Source organism: Parviterribacter kavangonensis (assembly GCF_056863335.1).
This window is the reverse complement of sequence record NZ_JBXPJA010000001.1, coordinates 1,593,443-1,609,250: the sequence shown is the minus strand read 5'-3', so window position 1 is coordinate 1,609,250 and position 15,808 is coordinate 1,593,443. Positions and strand designations below refer to the sequence as shown.

The 15,808-nt window shown below is 73.1% G+C and carries 16 protein-coding genes and 1 pseudogene; 11 read left to right on the top strand and 6 right to left on the bottom strand.

The annotated features are described in order from the left end of the window. The first annotated feature begins 19 nt into the window (after positions 1-19). Positions 20-247, top strand: coding sequence for a hypothetical protein (locus AC1UE4_RS08240; RefSeq protein ID WP_482916738.1), 228 nt, complete (start codon positions 20-22; stop codon positions 245-247). A gap of 34 nt (positions 248-281) precedes the next feature. Continuing rightward, positions 282-1,718, top strand: coding sequence for a DHA2 family efflux MFS transporter permease subunit (locus tag AC1UE4_RS08235; protein ID WP_482916737.1), 1,437 nt, complete (start codon positions 282-284; stop codon positions 1,716-1,718). On the opposite strand, the gene AC1UE4_RS08230 is transcribed toward AC1UE4_RS08235, so the two are convergent. Continuing rightward, positions 1,715-2,845: an NAD(P)/FAD-dependent oxidoreductase gene (locus AC1UE4_RS08230; RefSeq protein WP_482916736.1), complete on the bottom strand. Its 1,131-nt coding sequence runs from the start codon at positions 2,843-2,845 to the stop codon at positions 1,715-1,717. The genes AC1UE4_RS08235 and AC1UE4_RS08230 overlap by 4 nt on opposite strands. Positions 2,846-2,882: 37 nt before the next feature. Between AC1UE4_RS08230 and rpsA the strand changes: the two genes are divergently transcribed. The 3 genes from rpsA to AC1UE4_RS08215 all read left to right on the top strand — a co-directional run bounded on the left by rpsA (position 2,883) and on the right by AC1UE4_RS08215 (position 5,689). Then, positions 2,883-4,403 carry a 30S ribosomal protein S1 gene (rpsA, locus tag AC1UE4_RS08225; RefSeq protein ID WP_482916735.1) on the top strand — a complete coding sequence of 507 codons (1,521 nt, stop codon included), beginning with the start codon at positions 2,883-2,885 and terminating at the stop codon, positions 4,401-4,403. 69 nt (positions 4,404-4,472) lie between these two features. Further along, positions 4,473-5,060: a dephospho-CoA kinase gene (gene coaE, locus AC1UE4_RS08220; protein ID WP_482916734.1), complete on the top strand. Its 588-nt coding sequence runs from the start codon at positions 4,473-4,475 to the stop codon at positions 5,058-5,060. After that, positions 5,057-5,689, top strand: a complete 633-nt coding sequence (locus tag AC1UE4_RS08215) for a lytic transglycosylase domain-containing protein (RefSeq protein WP_482916733.1) — start codon at positions 5,057-5,059, stop codon at positions 5,687-5,689. The genes coaE and AC1UE4_RS08215 overlap by 4 nt, the downstream gene beginning before the upstream one ends. On the opposite strand, the gene AC1UE4_RS08210 is transcribed toward AC1UE4_RS08215, so the two are convergent. Then, the gene (locus AC1UE4_RS08210; protein WP_482916732.1) at positions 5,686-6,618 is read right to left on the bottom strand and encodes an NAD-dependent epimerase/dehydratase family protein; all 933 of its coding nucleotides are present in this window, start codon (positions 6,616-6,618) and stop codon (positions 5,686-5,688) included. The genes AC1UE4_RS08215 and AC1UE4_RS08210 overlap by 4 nt on opposite strands. Beyond that, a complete protein-coding gene (locus AC1UE4_RS08205) occupies positions 6,615-7,028 on the bottom strand; it encodes a DUF4345 family protein (protein WP_482916731.1) in 414 nt (137 codons plus the stop codon). The genes AC1UE4_RS08210 and AC1UE4_RS08205 overlap by 4 nt, the downstream gene beginning before the upstream one ends. Here AC1UE4_RS08205 and AC1UE4_RS08200 point away from each other — a divergent pair. Together AC1UE4_RS08200 and AC1UE4_RS08195 are read left to right on the top strand one after the other, a co-directional pair. Further along, positions 7,013-7,273: pseudogene (locus AC1UE4_RS08200) on the top strand (GntR family transcriptional regulator); the annotation flags it as partial. The gene AC1UE4_RS08205 and the pseudogene AC1UE4_RS08200 sit on opposite strands and share 16 nt — an antisense overlap. 23 nt (positions 7,274-7,296) lie before the next feature. Continuing rightward, positions 7,297-8,568 carry an aminotransferase-like domain-containing protein gene (locus AC1UE4_RS08195; protein ID WP_482916730.1) on the top strand — a complete coding sequence of 424 codons (1,272 nt, stop codon included), beginning with the start codon at positions 7,297-7,299 and terminating at the stop codon, positions 8,566-8,568. On the opposite strand, the gene AC1UE4_RS08190 is transcribed toward AC1UE4_RS08195, so the two are convergent. The 3 genes from AC1UE4_RS08190 to AC1UE4_RS08180 all read right to left on the bottom strand — a co-directional run bounded on the left by AC1UE4_RS08190 (position 8,523) and on the right by AC1UE4_RS08180 (position 11,319). Beyond that, on the bottom strand, positions 8,523-9,161 hold the full coding sequence (locus AC1UE4_RS08190; RefSeq protein ID WP_482916729.1) for a hypothetical protein: 639 nt from the start codon (positions 9,159-9,161) through the stop codon (positions 8,523-8,525). The two genes, AC1UE4_RS08195 and AC1UE4_RS08190, sit on opposite strands and share 46 nt — an antisense overlap. Before the next feature lie 133 nt (positions 9,162-9,294). Beyond that, positions 9,295-9,939, bottom strand: coding sequence for a hypothetical protein (locus AC1UE4_RS08185; protein WP_482916728.1), 645 nt, complete (start codon positions 9,937-9,939; stop codon positions 9,295-9,297). A gap of 162 nt (positions 9,940-10,101) precedes the next feature. Beyond that, a complete protein-coding gene (locus tag AC1UE4_RS08180) occupies positions 10,102-11,319 on the bottom strand; it encodes a cupredoxin domain-containing protein (protein WP_482916727.1) in 1,218 nt (405 codons plus the stop codon). 70 nt (positions 11,320-11,389) lie between these two features. On the opposite strand from AC1UE4_RS08180, the gene uvrB reads away from it, so the two are divergent. Genes uvrB through AC1UE4_RS08160 form a run of 4 tightly spaced genes read left to right on the top strand, consistent with a single transcriptional unit; the run spans position 11,390 to position 15,806 of the window. After that, complete coding sequence (gene uvrB, locus AC1UE4_RS08175) at positions 11,390-13,411, top strand: excinuclease ABC subunit UvrB (protein WP_482916726.1); 2,022 nt, start codon at positions 11,390-11,392, stop codon at positions 13,409-13,411. Beyond that, a complete protein-coding gene (locus tag AC1UE4_RS08170; RefSeq protein ID WP_482916725.1) occupies positions 13,408-14,085 on the top strand; it encodes an RDD family protein in 678 nt (225 codons plus the stop codon). The genes uvrB and AC1UE4_RS08170 overlap by 4 nt, the downstream gene beginning before the upstream one ends. Then, positions 14,082-14,894 (top strand): HhH-GPD family protein, encoded by an 813-nt coding sequence (locus AC1UE4_RS08165; RefSeq protein WP_482916724.1) that lies wholly within the window; start codon positions 14,082-14,084, stop codon positions 14,892-14,894. Before AC1UE4_RS08170 ends, AC1UE4_RS08165 begins: the two co-directional genes overlap by 4 nt. A 15-nt stretch (positions 14,895-14,909) precedes the next feature. After that, positions 14,910-15,806 (top strand): DivIVA domain-containing protein, encoded by an 897-nt coding sequence (locus AC1UE4_RS08160; RefSeq protein ID WP_482916723.1) that lies wholly within the window; start codon positions 14,910-14,912, stop codon positions 15,804-15,806. The last annotated feature ends 2 nt before the right edge of the window (positions 15,807-15,808 follow it).

The window sequence follows — 15,808 nt, the reverse complement described above, 5'->3', positions numbered from 1 at the left end:
CCACTCCGGAGGGAGGAACGTGAGCGATCTGCGCAACGTCTTCTGGGTGTTCGCACTCGGGGTCATCGCGGCGTACCTGTTCTTCTTCGCGCTGGGGGCATTCGCGTTCGACGACGTGCTGCCCCTGAGCATCGCGGTGGCGATCCTGGTGGTGCTGTGGGCGATCCACGGCATCCTGCAGGCGCGTCATCCGGCGGACTCGCGCGATCCGCGCCTCGTGCGCGGGCGCGAGCGGCGCGGCTTCTAGCGAAGGCGGGGGCGGCGGAGTAGCGTCGCCCCCGATGAGCGTCGCCGCGAAGAAGCTCACGCTCCTGGCGGCCGTCCTCGGGTCGTTCGTCGCGCTGCTCGACTCGACGGTGGTCAACGTCGCGCTGCCGGCGATCCGCGAGGACCTCGGCGGCGGGCTGCAGGGGCAGCAGTGGGTCGTCAACGCGTACCTGCTGATGCTCGGCTCGCTCATCCTCATCGGCGGGTCGCTCGGCGACGTCTACGGCGAGAAGCGCGTGTTCCTGGTCGGCGTCGCCGGCTTCGGGCTGACGTCGGTGGTGTGCGCGGCGGCGCCGTCCATCGGCGTGCTCGTCGGCGGGCGCGCGCTGCAGGGCGTGTTCGGGGCGCTGCTCACGCCCGCGTCGCTGGCGCTCATCGTCGCCGCGTTCCCGCCCGACGAGCGCGGCGGGGCGATCGGCACGTGGACCGCGTACACCGGCATCGCCGCGGTCGTCGGCCCGCTGGCGGGCGGCTGGCTCGTCGACACGCTCTCGTGGCGGTGGATCTTCGCCATCAACGTGCCGTTCGTGGTCGCCACGATGCTCATCGCGGTGCGCACCGAGACGCCGGCGCGGGTGGCCGAGCAGCGGCGCGTCGACTGGGTCGGCGCGGGGCTCTGCGCGCTCGGTCTCGCCGGTCCCACGTTCGGCCTGATCCACCAGCCGGAGGCGGGCTGGGGCTCGATCGAGGTGCTCGGCCCGATCATCGGCGGTGCGCTCGTCTTCGCGACGTTCCTGTGGTGGGAGCGGCGCGAACGCGACCCGATGCTGCCGCTCGGCCTCTTCTCGCGCGGCAACTTCGCGTGGGGGAACGTCGAGACGCTCGCCGTCTACGGCGGCCTCGGCGCGATGTTCTTCCTGCTCGTCCTGTTCCTCCAGCAGGTCGCCGGCTTCGACGCGCTCGAGGCGGGCCTGGCGACGCTGCCCACGACGATCGTCATGTTCGCGCTCTCACGCCGCTTCGGCGCCATCGCCGACCGTACGGGCCCGCGCCTGCTGATGGGCACCGGGCCGCTCGTGTCCGCGGCCGGGATGGTGCTGCTGCTCGTGTCGATCGACGAGGACCCGTCGTTCCTCACGCAGGTGCTGCCCGGCGTGACGGTCTTCGCGCTCGGGCTGGCCATGACGGTCGCGCCGCTGACCGCGGCGATCCTCGCCGACGCCGACGAGCAGAACGCGGGCATCGCGTCCGGCGTGAACAACGCGGTGGCGCGCGTCGCCGGCCTGCTCGCGACGGCGTCCGTCGGCGCGATCATCGGCGGCGAGCTCGACCTCGACGGCTTCCAGACGTGCCTCGGCGCCGCGGCGGTGCTCGTCGCGCTCGGCGGCGTCGTGGGCCTGCTGCGGATCCGCAACGCGCCGCGGCGCGACGTGTGCGCCGAGGAGTGCGCGAGCGGGCAGCTCGGCGCGCCCGCGAACCCGCAGGCCGCCGCGGCTCCGGCCGGCGCCTAGGCGGCGCGGGCGAGCGGCGCGGTCGGCGTCGCCGTCGACGCGAGCGCGAACTCGGGCGGCGCGATCGCGAGGTAGTGCTCGAACGCCCACGTCGACAGCCGCCGCGACTCGAACGCCCGCGCGGCGAGCGGCATGAGCGGCGTCGGGTTGACACGGCCGACGAGGTTCTGCACGCGCTTGAGCCACAGGTACGTGTGCGCGTGCGCGTCGTTGAAGGCGGCGTAGCGCTCGAGCGCCTCGGCGCGCGTGCGGTGCCCGTCGACGACGGCGCGCAGCTCGCGGCCGAGCGCAAGGCCGAAGTAGAGCGCGGTGCGGATGCCCTCGGCGGTGACCGGGAGGCAGTGGCCGGCCGAGTCGCCGGCGAAGAACACGACGTCCTCGGTGCCCTTGCGCAGCTTGTGCGGGATCCAGTTGCCCTGGAAGCGGACGGCGTCGGCGTCGACGTCCTTGGCGAGCTGCAGCGTCGGGTCCTTGACGTGGAAGCGCGGCTCGAACGACCCGACGCCGACGCGCACCTCGTTGGCGGCCGGGAACGACCAGCCGTACCCCGCGGTGACGTACTTCGGGTCGAGCCACAGCTCCAAGTCGTCGCCCGAGCCGTCCGGGTGGACCTCGAGGCCGCGCGACAGGAACGCCTCGGGCGGCTGCACCGTGCCGCCGCCGAGCACGCGGCGCCAGCCGAGCGCGTCGACGACGAGCGGCGCGCGCAGGTCGCCGCGGTCGGTGTGCACGGTGGTGCCGGTCCGGCCGTGGACCTTCGCGTTGTCGAACTCGGCGTCGGTTTGCTCGTACAGCAGCTGGCAGAGCGTGCGGTAGTCGAAGGTCGAGAAGCTCCACGGCAGCGGCCAGGTGAAGCTCGACTTCGGGGTGTGGACGACGAGCTGCGAGAACGTCTGCTGGACCGCGCCCATGAGGTCGAGGTTGCGCAGCCACTCGGTGGGCGCCGCGCACGCGGATGTCTGCTTCTCGCCGATGTCGTAGCGATCGACGATCAGCACCTCGCGCCCGCTGCCCGCGAGCTCGCGCGCGACCGCGAGGCCGGCGAAGCTCGCACCGCAGATCAGGACGTCGACATCACGGTCCAGAGGGGTGCGCTCGGCGCCGCGTTTCGTGGCTCTGACGGGCATGGCGCGGCAAGGGTACTGCGCTACCCTTTCGCGACTCATGGCAACTGACACTTCGGACGCGCGCGTGGTAGACGGCTCCGACGGCCTCCTCATCGAGGTCGACGGTCAAGTCGTTCCCAATTACGACGCCACGCTGCGCCACTTCGACGAGGGCGACGTCGTCACCGGACTGGTGGTCCGGATCGACAACGACGAGGTCCTCGTCGACATCGGGTACAAGAGCGAAGGGGTCATCCCCGCTCACGAGCTTTCCATCCGCAAGAGCGTCGACCCGCACGACGAGGTCGAGCTCGGCGAAGAAGTCGACGCGCTGGTCCTCACCAAGGAGGACCAGGACGGGCGCCTCATCATGTCGAAGAAGCGGGCTCGCTTCGAGAAGGCATGGCGGCGCATCGAGGCGGCCCAGGAGTCCGGCGACCCGATCCCGGGCACGGTCATCGAGGTCGTCAAGGGCGGTCTGATCATCGACCTCGGCGTGCGCGGCTTCCTGCCCGCGTCGCTGGTCGACATCCGCCGGGTCCCGAACCTGGACGAGTTCCTCGGCCAGACGATGGAGACCAAGGTCATCGAGCTGAACCGCTCCCGCAACAACGTGGTGCTCTCGCGCCGCGCGGTGCTGGAGGAGGAGCGCAAGGAGCAGCGCCAGGAGATCCTGGACCGCCTCCAGCCGGGCCTCGTGGTCGAGGGCGTCATCTCGAACATCGTCGAGTTCGGCGCGTTCGTCGACCTCAACGGCATCGACGGCCTCATCCACATCTCGGAGCTGTCCTGGTCGCACGTCAACCACCCGAGCGAGGTCATCTCGATCGGCGAGACGGTCCAGGTCAAGGTGCTCGACATAGACCGCGAGCGTCAGCGGATCTCCCTCGGTCTCAAGCAGACCCAGGAGGACCCGTGGCAGCGCGTCGTCTCGACGTACAACGTCGGCGACGAGCTCGAGGGCACGGTCACGAAGGTCGTCACGTTCGGCGCCTTCGTCGAGATCCTCGACGGCGTCGAGGGGCTCGTCCACATCTCGGAGCTCGCTCCGTACCACGTGGAGAACCCCCGCGAGATCGTCAACCCCGGTGACGAGATCCGCGTCAAGGTGCTCGAGATCGACTCGGACCGCCGGCGCCTGTCGCTGTCGGCCAAGCGCGTCGAGAACCAGCAGCTCCCGCACAACCCGGGCGCTCCCGCGCCGGACGACGCCGAGGGCGTCGACCCGGGCAGCCTCGACGACGTGCCGTCGCTCGGGCTGAGCGAGGACGTCTTCGCGGGCGGCCAGCAGGCCGACGCGCGCGAGCTGGACGAGGAGCCGCAGGCCGAGGCCGAGGCGGACGCCGCCGGCGTCGCCGCGGAGTCCGGCACGGACGAGCCCGAGGAGGTCGCCGGGGCGGACACCGCCGCGGAGGCCGTCGTCGAGGAGCCCGCCGCTGACGAGGAGCCCACCGCCGAGGAGGAGCCCGCCGCCGAGGAGGAGCCCGCCGCCGAGGAGGAGCCCGCCGCCGAGGAGGAGCCCGCCGCCGAGGAGCCCGCCGCCGACGAGCCCGCCGAGGCGGACCAGAGCAGCGCCTGACCGCCATCTCCGGCCTCTCGAACGATGGGTCACGGAGACGGGAGCAGGAACGAGAGGGGCACCCGCAGGGTGCCCTTCGTCGGTTTGACGGGCGGTCTGGGGTCGGGGAAGTCGACGGCCCTGGCCGCCCTGGAGCGGCTCGGCGCGGCGACGCTGTCGACCGACGCCGTCGTGCACGAGCTGTACGCCTCGGACGAGGTGCGCGATGCCGTCGTCGCGCGCTGGGGCGCGGAGGTCGCGCCGGACGGCGTCGTCGACCGCTCGGCGATCGCGCGGCACGCGTTCGCCGACCCGGAGGAGCGGGCGTGGCTCGAGGGCTTCATCTGGCCGCGCGTCGGGCAGCGCGTCGCCGACTTCCGGGAGCGCGCGCTGCACGCCGATCCGCCGCCGCCCGCCGCGGTCGTCGAGACGCCGCTGTTGTTCGAGGCGGGGATGGACGGCATCTACGACGCGACGATCGCGGTGGTCGCCGACGAGGACGTGCGCGCCGAGCGCGCGGGCGCCCGCGGCCACCACGCCGTCGACGAGCGGGCGGCGCGCCAGCTCCCGCAGGACGAGAAGGCGGCGCGGGCGACCTACGTCGTGCGCAACGACGGCTCGATCGAGGAGCTCGAGTCGACGCTGTCGGACGTGCTTGCCAAGCTGGGGGAGGGATGAGCACGCGCACGGCACCGAGCACCGCCCGCAGCAGCAGGCGCCGGAGCGCGCGGGTCGCGCGTGAGCGCCGTCGCCGCCTGCTGGCGCTGCTCGTGCTCGCGGGCATGCTCGTCGTCGGGCTCGGGACGCTGCTGCCGCGCGTGGACGAGGCGGTCAAGGAGGTCACGCTCCCGCTGCGCCACGAGGACATCATCCGCCAGCAGGCCGCCGACAAGGGCGTCGACGCGTCGCTCATCGCGGGCGTCATCTACAACGAGTCGCGGTTCCGCGACCAGACGTCCCACGCGGGCGCGCGCGGGCTCATGCAGATCACGCCGCAGACGGCCCAGGAGATCGCCCACAGGTCGGGCGGCACGCAGTTCGAGCAGGGCGACCTCGCCACGCCGCAGATCAACATCGCCTACGGCACGTGGTACCTGCGCTGGCTGCTGCAGCGCTACGGCGGCAACGAGATGCTCGCGGTCGCGGCGTACAACGCGGGCACGGGGAACGTCGACAAGTGGATCGCGCGCGATCCCGGCATGCGCATGAACGAGATCCCGTTCCCCGAGACGCGCGCGTACGTCGAGAACGTGCTCGAGGCGCGCACCGACTACCGCAAGCGCTACAAGCGCGAGCTCGGGCTCTAGCCCCGGCTGCTCGCGAACCCCTCGCGCACCGAGGGGTGCGCGGGCTGCCAGCCGAGCTCGCGCTTCGCCCGCGCGTTCGACGCGCCGGGTACGCGGGTCATCGTGTGGATCGCCAGCTCGCCGGCGATCGGGCGGGCGAGCAGCTTGGGGACGCGCAGCGGCCGCTTCGCGCCCATCGCCTTGGCGTAGGCGGGGACCCATTCGCGGACGGCGATCGGCTCGTCGTCGACGACGTTGAGGATCCCGCTGCCCGGCCATGTGAGCGCCTTCACCGTGGCGTCGGCCGCGTCCTCGACGTGGATGAACGACCAGAGGCCGGCGCCGTTCCCGACGACCGGGATCCGGCGGCGCCGGATGTCGTGCGCCATCTGGCCGGCGTCGAAGTGGGTGCCGGGCCCGTAGAACCAGCCGTAGCGCAGCACGAGCCCACCCTGGTCGACGGCGCGCTGCTCGAGCGCGGTGATGACCGGCATGGCGAGGTTCCACGGGTTCGGGCCGTCCGCTCCCACCGTCGGCGCCGACTCGTCGACGACCTTCGGCGCGGCGCCGTTCGCGGCGTAGAGGAAGGCGATGCTCTGGAAGATCAGCCGCGCGTTGCACTTCTCCGCGGCCTCGAAGAGGTTCGGCGTGCCACGCAAGCGCAGCGGCAGCATGTCCCGGTAGAAGTCCTCCATCTTCGCCGGGTCGTAGCGCTGCGGGAACGCGGTCGTCTGGTCGATGACGACGTCGGGGCCGGTCTCGGCGGCGAGGTCGAGGACGGCGCGGCGGTCGAGGACGTCGCACACGGCCGGCGTCGCGCCCGCGTCTGCGAGCGCGTTGGTCTTCGCCGGGTCCCGGGTGAGCCCGACGACCTCGTGGCCCGCGGCGACGAGGCGCTTGGTGAGCGGGCGGCCGATCGCGCCGGTGGCGCCGGCGAGCAGGATCCTCATGCGCGGTGCTCTCTGGCGAAGAGCGCGACGAGCGCGATCGTGACGACGAGGAGCGCCACGAACGTCGCGACGCCCATCGCCTGCGGGTCGGCGTCGTCGATGTTGACCAGGTGGCTGATGGTGTGCAGCCCGTACTGGACCGCGAGGATGCCGAGCATCGGCGCACGCCACGCCTCGCGGCGCGCGCCGTAGACCGCGGCGACGCCGAGGGCGACGTTGAACGAGCCGATGTCGCGGAGGAAGTGATCGTTGCGCGGCGCGTACGTCGCGATCACGTCGTAGAAGCTGCCGGGGGCGAGGAAAGCCCAGACCCCGGTCACCAGCGCCGCCGCGCCGGTGGCGAGCAGCACGGCGGCGACGAGGTCGGTGCCCGCCGCGGTCCGCGCGCCCGTGGATGCGCTCGTGGCCATGGCCTGGATGTTCCACGATCGACCGGCTCATGGTTAAGGTCCAGTTCAAGGTGCCTGGAGAGGGCCAGTTCGCGTTGGACCTGCTGCTGCCGCTGCGGCGCGGCGATGGTCCGCTGCACCGCCAGATCGAGCGGTCGGTGCGCGAGGCGGTGCGGTCGGGGCGGCTCGTGGCGGGAACGGCGATGCCTTCCTCGCGCGCGCTGGCGCGCGACCTCTCGGTGTCGCGGGGCGTCGTGCTGGAGGCGTACGCGCAGCTGGCGGCCGAGGGGTGGCTCGTCGCGCGGCCGGGCGGGGCGACGCGCGTGGCTCCGGGCCGGGCGGCGACCGCGGCGCCCGCGAGGCCGTCGCGCGCGCGGTCATGCCGGCGCCGTTCGACCTGCTTCCCGGGCGCCCGGACCTCGCGTCGTTCCCGCGCGACGCGTGGGCGGCGTCGTGGCGGCGGGCGCTGCGCGGCGTACCGGACGGGCAGCTCGGCTATCCCGACCCGCGCGGCGCGCCGGCGCTGCGCGACGCGCTGACCGCGTACCTCGGCCGGGCGCGAGCGGTCGCCGCGGAGCCGCACCGCATCGTCGTCTGCGCTGGCGCGACGCAGGGGATCGCGCTCCTGTGCCGCGTCCTGCGCGACCGCGGGCACTCGGTGCTCGCCGTCGAGGACCCTGGCTTCTTCCTGCACCGCTGGACGGTCGAGCGTGCCGGGCTGCGCCCCGTGGGCGTGCCGGTCGACGGCGAGGGGCTCGACGTCGACGCGCTGGCTCGGAGCGGCGCGCGGGCGGTGCTCGTCACCCCGTCGCACCAGATGCCGACCGGCGTCGTCCTGTCACCCGACCGGCGCAGCGATCTGCTCGCGTGGGCCGAGGAGGTCGGCGGTCTCGTGATCGAGGACGACTACGACGCCGAGTTCCGCTTCGACCGCGAGCCGGTCGGCGCGCTGCAGGGCCTCGATCCCGCGCGCGTCGCGTACGCGGGGTCGGCCAGCAAGTCGCTGGCGAACGGCCTGCGCCTCGGCTGGCTCGTCCTCCCCGAGGACCTCGCCCGCCCCATCGCCCACGAGCGCGTCGCCGCCGACGGAGGCGGAGCCATCCTCGACCAGCTCGCGCTCGCCGACTTCCTCGAGCGAGGAGCCCTCGACCGCCACCTGCGCCGCATGCGCCGCCTCCACCGCGAACGCCGCGACGCCCTCCTCGCCGCCCTCGACCGCCACCTCCCCGAAGCCGAGGTCACCGGAGTCGCCGCCGGCCTCCACGCCCTCGTCCTCCTGCCGCCGGAGACCGAGGAAGCCGCCGTCCTCCGCGAAGCCCGCTCCGCCGGCGTCGCCCTCAACGGACTCGCAGAGCTCCGAGTGCCGGCGGCGCCGGCCCAAGAGCCTCCGCCAGCCGGAGGGTCTCCGCCCGCCGGAGGGTCTCCGCGCGCGGGGCTCGTCCTCGGCTACGGGCACCAGTCTCCGGCCGCCACCGCGCGGGCCGTCGAGGCCCTCGCGGCGGCGGTCCGGCGGGCTCAGAGCAGCTCGATCGACTTGACGGTCGTGGTGTCGCCGGCGTAGACGGTCCAGTAGAGGCGCGTCGCGAAGGGGCCGTTCGAGACGGCGAGCTGGCGGACGTCGGTGTTCTCGGGTTCGAGCTGCCGCTCGCCCTTCGCGTCGGTCACCCACAGCTGGCGGCACGAGTACGCGATCCCGCCGCGGCCGAAGAACGCGACCTCCTGCGGGCCGCTGAAGTCGCCCTGGTCGACGGAGTTGCAGCGGCGGCTCGTACGGGCGACCTTCCGCTTGACGACGTCGTAGGTCGTCGCGGTCTGCGAGACGCTCACGCCGCCCTCGAACTCGCGGACGACGCCGAGGAAGCGGCCCTCGAGGAACGCGAAGCGGTCGTGCTCGCGGAGGTCGTCGCCGAAGTCGCGGCTGTAGAAGAGCCGGAACCGCCGGCCGGTCGACGCGAGGCACCCGAGGTACTCGTCGCGCCGGGTCTCCTGTCCGCGCGGCTTGCGGCGGATGCCGACGACGAGCACATCCCCGGACCGCGCGAGCAGCACCGCGCCGTCGCGCGTGCACTTCTTCGGAGCGGCCGCCGGGGCGGAGGACGGAAGAGCGAGAAGCAGCACCGCGGCAAGCGGCGCGAGGACCTTGATCTTGTTCACGCGCACTCAAACGAGCGGAGACACGCGGAAGTTGTGGCGCGACTCGCCGCGCGAGAGTCTCCGACCCCGTCGCGAGCGGTCTCCGGCGGCGGCTAGCGGTGTCCGGCCGCGCCGGGGAGAGGTCTTCGCGGCGTCAGAGGCCGCGCCAGCCGGCGGCGCGGAGCGCCGTGCGCACCTCTTCCTCCGCCGCGCCGAAGATCACCGCGGCGACGAGGGTGAGGGCGAGAGCGGGGAGGATCGCCTTGCGGGCGAGGGCGACGGGGAGGAGGAGGGCGGCGAGGAGCTCGAGGGTCAGGGCGGCGTGGGCGGCGCGACCGGCCCATTCGCCGATGAGGACGACCACCTCGCCGAGGAGCGCTCCGCCGACGACGGCGGCTCCGGCGGCACGGGCGTACCGGCCGCCGCGCTGCCACACGGCGCCGACGAGCGCGAAGGTCGCCCCGCTGGCCGCGGACACCGGTGCCCAGGCGGTCGCGATGACGACGCTGTAACGGCCCGCACCGTCGGCGATGTTCACCGCGTACCACGCGCCCGTCGCGACGAGCAGCGCGATCGCGCCCGCGAGCGCCGGCGCCCCGAGCGCGACGCCGCGCCGCGAGCCGCCCGGGACGAAGTGCGCGACCGCGGCTCCCAGCCCGAAGGCGACGACCAGCCACGGCACCCCCAGCGCCCCGACGAAGCGGAAGCCGGGATGGACGTGGTCGATCCCCTGCGCCCCCACCCCGAGCACCAGCCCGGCGGGGACGGCGGCGGCGACGGCGAGGGGAAGCCGGCCCATGAGCCCAGCGTGGCAGGTCGCCGAGAACCCCTTCGCGCCACATCCGAAGCGTCTCGCCCGGGTGCCTGGCACCTCGGTACCAGGCACCCGGGTGCCTGTCACCCGCGGAGGGCACCTCGCCCCGGGTGCCTGGCACCTCGGTACCAGGCACCCGGGTGCCTGTCACCCGCGGAGGGTCACCGCTCGCTTCGTCGTCCCGCCGCTCGTCTTCACGATCAGCGACGCCTTCAGCCCCTTCTTCCTGCGGGCCTTCACCGCCCTGCGCGCCGCGGGCGTGAGGCGCAGCCTCACCGACACCCGGCCTTGCGCGTTGGCCTTGAACGAGCCGGGCCCGGCGAGGCGCCGCTTCACCGCTGCCGCGCGGGCGGTGCCGCCGGCGAGCTGGAGCTCCGCCGTTCCCTGCAGGCCCGGCGTCGTCGTGAAGACGACCGTCACGCGGCCCTTGCGGTCGAGCGTCAGCGACTTCTTGAGCTTCCCGACGAGCGGGGCGCCACCGGTCGCGCCGCCCAAGGGTGCCCCGGTCCGGCCGCCGTCGGTGGGGGTGGTCGTCGTGCCGCCGGTGGTGGTCGTCGTCGAGCCGCCGGTGGTGGTCGTCCCGCCGCCCCCGGTGGTCGGCTCGTCGGTCCGCGCGGTGACCGTGACCTCACGGAAGTCCGGCGGTCCGAAGCCGGTGTACGGCGAGGCGTTGTCGATCGCGCTGAACTCGACCCGGCGCGTCGCGGTGCTCGCCGACGTCGCCGAGAACGTCACCGTGCGCATCGCGGCCTGGAACGCCGCCTCGCTCGCGCTGCCGGCGCTCGCGCTGAGCACCAGCGAGCCCTCGGACGCGACGTAGATGGCGGTTATGCCGCCGGCGGGCGTGAAGGACAGCGTGTCGCCGTTCTGCAGCGTCGCCGGCGTGATCTTCAGCTCGACCGACGAGACCTCGTCGCCGTCGGGCTGCGTCAGCGTCGCTTCGGGCGAGACCACGGCCGGCGCCCCGCCGATGGTGTACGCCGCCTTCGTCGTGTTCCCGAAGCCCGGGCGGGCGTCGATCTCGGGCGCCCCCGTCTGCGACGAGGTGACCGGGTCGACCGACAGCACGCCCTGCATGAAGGGGTGGAGCTTGCAGAAGTACTCGTAGCGTCCCGGCGCGAACGACTGCGGACCCGTCGGGATGGAGAAGTCGAACGTCGCCGCCTCGCCGGGGAACGACGTGGCGGTGTGGCCGGCGCCCGACCACTGAACCGGCGTCGAGCTGAGGAACTGGGCGTCCGGCGGCGTGAAGTACGGCGACGCGGCAGAGCTCGCGTTGATGGTCACCGCAGGCGTGCCCGCGGACGCGACGGACGTGACGAGGAGCGTCGCGACCGCCGTCGCGACGGCGAGCATCCTGCTCATGGAGCGACACTACGCCCGCGACTTGGCGCGGCGCAAGTGTGACCGCAACCGCTCCTATCCTTGGTCGTTCATGCCGAAGTTCCGCCTGGACGACGCCTTCACGCCGACGGCCGACCAGCCGAAGGCCATCACGCAGATCGCCGAGGCCGTCGAGGCGGGCGACCGCTTCACGACGCTGCTCGGCGCGACGGGCACCGGCAAGACGATGACCATGGCCGGGGTCATCCAGGAGGTCCAGCGGCCGACGCTCGTGCTCGCGCACAACAAGACGCTGGCCGCGCAGCTCTGCAACGAGTTCCGCACGTACTTCCCGGACAACGCGGTCGAGTACTTCGTCTCCTACTACGACTACTACCAGCCCGAGGCGTACGTCCCGAGCCGGGACCTCTACATCGAGAAGGACTCGGCGATCAACCAGGAGGTCGACCGGCTCCGCCACGCCGCGACCGCCGCGCTCTTCGCCCGCCGCGACGTCCTCATCGTCGCCTCCGTGTCCGCGATCTTCGGCCTCGGCTCGCCCGAGACGTACGACGCGAACATGCAGCTGCTCAAGAAGGGCGAGTTCATCGACCGCGACGCGCTGCTGCACAAGCTCGTCTCGCTGCAGTACACGCGCAACGACGTCGCCCTCGGCCGCGCGAACTTCCGCGTCCGCGGCGAGACGCTCGAGATCTTCCCCGCCTACGCGGAGACCGCCTACCGGGCGATCCTGTTCGGCGACGAGGTCGAGCGGCTGCAGCACTTCGACCCGCTGACGGGCGAGCTCATCCAGGACGACCTGGAGCACGTCGCCGTCTGGCCGGCGTCGCACTACAACGTCAAGGAGGGGACGATCGAGCGCGCGGTCGAGGAGATCGGCCGCGAGCTGAACGAGCGCTGCGCCCAGCTCGAGGCCGAGGGCAAGCTGCTCGAGTCGCACCGGCTGCGCCAGCGCACGCAGTACGACATGGAGATGCTGCGGGAGATGGGCTTCTGCAACGGCATCGAGAACTACTCGCGCATCCTCGACGGCCGCCCGCCGCATTCGCGCCCGTACTGCCTCATCGACTACTTCCCCGACGACTTCGTCTGCTTCATCGACGAGTCGCACCAGACCGTCCCGCAGATCGGCGGCATGTACGAGGGCGACCGCTCGCGCAAGCAGACGCTCGTCGACTACGGCTTCCGCTTGCCGAGCGCGATGGACAACCGCCCGCAGACGTTCGACGAGTTCATGTCGATCACGCCGACGCTCGTGTTCGTCTCGGCGACGCCCGGCGAGTTCGAGCGCACGCAGTCCTCGTCGATGGTCGAGCAGATCGTCCGCCCGACCGGCATCGTCGACCCGATCGTCGAGGTGCGCGAGACGCGCAACCAGATCGACGACCTCATGAACGAGGTGCGCAAGGTCGTCGACCGCGAGGAGCGGATCCTCGTCACGACGCTCACGAAGAAGATGTCCGAGGACCTGACGGACTACCTGCTTGAGATGGGGTTCAAGGTCCGCTACCTGCACTCGGAGATCGACACGCTCGAGCGGATCCAGATCATCCGCGACCTCCGTCTCGGCGAGTACGACGTGCTCGTGGGCGTGAACCTCCTGCGCGAGGGGCTCGACCTGCCCGAGGTGTCGCTCGTCGCGATCCTCGACGCCGACAAGGAGGGCTTCCTCCGTGGCGAGACGTCGCTCATCCAGACGATCGGCCGTGCGGCCCGCAACGTCGACGGGCGCGTGCTCATGTACGCGGACAAGCAGACGGCGGCGATGCGCGCGGCGATCGACGAGACCGACCGCCGCCGCGCGATCCAGATCGCCTACAACGAGCAGCACGGCATCACGCCGCAGACGATCGTCAAGGGGATCTCCGACATCACGGAGTTCCTCATGTCCGAGTCGAAGGTGCCGGGCAAGAAGGGCCGCCGCACGCGCGTGACGAAGGGCCGCGACGAGGGCGAGGTCACGCAGGCCGGGCTCGAGCAGACGATCGTCGAGCTCGAGGAGGAGATGCTCGCCGCCGCCGAGGACCTGCGGTTCGAGTACGCCGCGCGCCTGCGCGACGAGATCCGCGATCTGCGCCGCGAGCTGCGCGACCTCCAGGAGGCGACGGCGTGAGCGATAAGACCGACCCCTTCGGCCGGCCGCTCACGAGCGGCGACCCGCTCTTCGGCGAGCCCGAGCCGGAGACGGCCGAGCAGCCGGCGACGGGGTCGCAGTGGCTGCCGCCGCAGCCGGGTCCGGACGCGCCGCCCTCGAGCCCGCCGCCGCCCGCGTGGATCCCGCCGGCGGAGACCGCGCCGTCGCGGCACCAGCCGTCGCCGCACCAGCAGTACGCACCGGCGCCCGTGGGCGCGACCGCGAACTACATGCAGCGCGTCGGAGCGGCCGTCGTCGACTTCTTCGTCCGCGCGGGCATCGTCCTCGCGTTCGTGCTGCTCGGGGCGATCCTCTACGCCGGCGGCGACGACAGCGGCAGCGTGGGCGTCACGGTGGGCGCCGTCATCGGCGCGATCTGCGGCCTCGCCTACGCGCCGGTGATGATGGCCCGCACGGGCGGCCAGACGCTCGGCCACCGGGCGACCGGCACGCGGATCGTGCACGCGACCGGCCGGACGCTCACCGGCGGTCAGGCCGCGGTGCGCGAGGTGCTCGTCAAGGGCGTGCTCTTCGACGGCATCGGCGGCTTCTTCGTCATCCCGACGCTGCTCAACTACGCGTGGCCGCTCTGGGACGCGAACAACGAGGCGCTGCACGACAAGATGTGCACGACGCGCGTCGTCACCGCGTGAGCGGGAACGGCGCCCGCCCGTCGCGGGCGCGCCCGTCGCGCGATGGGGGCGCCGACCCGCGGGTCTCCGTGCTCCTCGAGTGGTACGAGCGCGAGGGCCGCGACCTCCCGTGGCGCCGGACCCGCGACCCCTACGCGATCCTCGTCTCCGAGGTGATGCTCCAGCAGACGCAGGTGGCGCGGGTGATCCCGCGCTACGAGGCGTGGCTCGAGCGCTGGCCGACCGCGGCCGACCTCGCCGCCGCGAGCGTCGCCGACGTGCTGCGCGAGTGGGTCGGCCTGGGCTACAACCGGCGGGCGCTGCGGCTGCGCGAGGCGTGCGCCCACGTGGCCGAGCACGGCTGGCCCGAGGACCTCATCGAGCTGCCGGGCGTCGGCCCGTACACCGCGGCCGCGGTGGGGGCGTTCGCGTTCGCGCGCCAGGAGGTGGCGGTCGATACGAACCTCAAGCGCGTCTTCGCCCGCGCCGGGACGCTCGTGCCGCCGCCGGGCCGTGCGGCCGCCTTCAACCACGCCCTGATGGACCTCGGGGCGACCGTCTGCACGGCCCGCCGGCCGGAGTGCGACCGCTGCCCGCTCGACTGCGGTTGGACCCCGGATCTCCAGCAGCCATCGAAGATCCGGACGCCGCGGACGCGGTTCGAGGACACCGATCGCTACGTCCGCGGCCGGATCGTCGCCGCGCTCGCGGCCGGCGAGCCGCTTCCCGGCCACCTGAGCCGCGATCGGCTGGACCGGGCGCTGGCGGGGCTCGAACGCGACGGCCTCGTCGTTCGCGGGCCTGGCGATGCGTGCCGCCTGCCCGGTTGAGTAGATTCTGCCGCCATGGCCCTCGACCGTCAGAGCATCGAGAAGAGAGACTTCCCCATCGGCCGCCGCGGCTACGAGCCCGAAGCGGTGGACGAGCACCTCGCGCGACTAGCGGACGAGATCGACCAGCTTCAGCGCTCGCAGGAGCGCCGCAGCGGCGCGTCGCTCGCCCAGGCGGCGTCCGAGCAGGTGCGCGCGATCGTCGAGGCGGCCGAGCAGAGCGCGTCCGCCATCGAGCGCGAGGCGCGTGACGACGCGTCCCGCATCCGCTCCGAGGCGCAGTCCGCCGCCGAGAGGACCGAGCGCGAGGCCGTCGACCGGTCGCGCGAGCACGTCGCGAAGGTCGGCGAGCAGTCCTCGCTCATGCTCCAGCGCGTCGACGCGATGGAGCAGGAGCTGACGGCGCTCATCGAGTCGCTGCGCACCGGCGCCAACCGCCTCAACGCGGACCTCTCGCTGCTCGAGTCGAACATGAGCGACCTCTACGCGGCCTCCGGCGGCACCGCCGAGGAGCCCGTGCAGGCCGTCGCCGCCCAGCGCGACGTCTCGCCGCCCGAGCCGCCCGCTGCTGCTCCCGCCGCGCCGCAGGCCGAGGCGGAGCCGGCGCCCGCCGCAACCGCCGCGCCCGAGCCCGTGCCCGCCGCGGCCGCTCCGCCGCCGCCCGCGCCCGCCGTCTCGGCGGAGCAGCCGGCCGCTCCCGCGCCCGCCGCGCCCGAGCCGGCCCCGGTCACCGCGTCCGCGCCCCAGCAGGGCGAGGACGGCGGCGACGTCGAGGGCGCCCGCCTCATCGCGCTGAACATGGCGCTCAACGGCCAGTCGCGCGAGGAGACCGACCGCTACCTCGCCGAGAACTTCGACCTCGCCGACCGCCAGTCGCTGCTCGACGAGGTCTACGAGTCCGTCGGCGGCTAGCC